This is a genomic window from Acinetobacter sp. A3 (assembly GCF_012371415.1).
Taxonomy (GTDB): domain Bacteria; phylum Pseudomonadota; class Gammaproteobacteria; order Pseudomonadales; family Moraxellaceae; genus Acinetobacter.
Window position 1 is genome coordinate 1 of the sequence record NZ_JAAZQW010000099.1, and the last position, 627, is coordinate 627.

The following is a 627-nucleotide window of genomic DNA, read 5'->3' on the forward strand; positions in this document are numbered from 1 at the left end:
AGGGCGCTTAGCTCAGTTGGTAGAGCGTCTGCCTTACAAGCAGAATGTCGGCGGTTCGATCCCGTCAGCGCCCACCAAGCCTTTTCGTTATAGATTCTTACGTGCAGCGGTAGTTCAGTTGGTTAGAATACCGGCCTGTCACGCCGGGGGTCGCGGGTTCGAGCCCCGTCCGCTGCGCCATTTTTCACGCCCTGAAGTGAAAAGTGTGATCAAATACCAAGACTATTCTTTTTTGGTCTTGCGTCTTAAAAATAACAGCGTTATTTTTATATCTCAGGGCGCTTAGCTCAGTTGGTAGAGCGTCTGCCTTACAAGCAGAATGTCGGCGGTTCGATCCCGTCAGCGCCCACCAAGCCTTTTCGTTATAGATTCTTACGTGCAGCGGTAGTTCAGTTGGTTAGAATACCGGCCTGTCACGCCGGGGGTCGCGGGTTCGAGCCCCGTCCGCTGCGCCATTTTTCACGCCCTGAAGTGAAAAGTGTGATCAAATACCAAGACTATTCTTTTTTGGTCTTGCGTCTTAAAAATAACAGCGTTATTTTTATATCTCAGGGCGCTTAGCTCAGTTGGTAGAGCGTCTGCCTTACAAGCAGAATGTCGGCGGTTCGATCCCGTCAGCGCCCACCA

5 tRNA genes are annotated in these 627 nt (G+C 51.4%); all 5 read left to right on the forward strand.

Going from position 1 to position 627, the window contains the following annotated elements:
- Position 1 precedes the first annotated feature (1 nt).
- Positions 2–77 (forward strand) — tRNA-Val (locus HHA42_RS13385).
- A 26-nt stretch (positions 78–103) separates the two neighbouring features.
- Positions 104–180 (forward strand) — tRNA-Asp (locus HHA42_RS13390).
- A gap of 96 nt (positions 181–276) precedes the next feature.
- Positions 277–352: transfer RNA gene (locus tag HHA42_RS13395), tRNA-Val, on the forward strand.
- Positions 353–378: 26 nt separating this feature from the next.
- Positions 379–455 (forward strand) — tRNA-Asp (locus tag HHA42_RS13400).
- A 96-nt stretch (positions 456–551) separates the two neighbouring features.
- Positions 552–627 (forward strand) — tRNA-Val (locus HHA42_RS13405).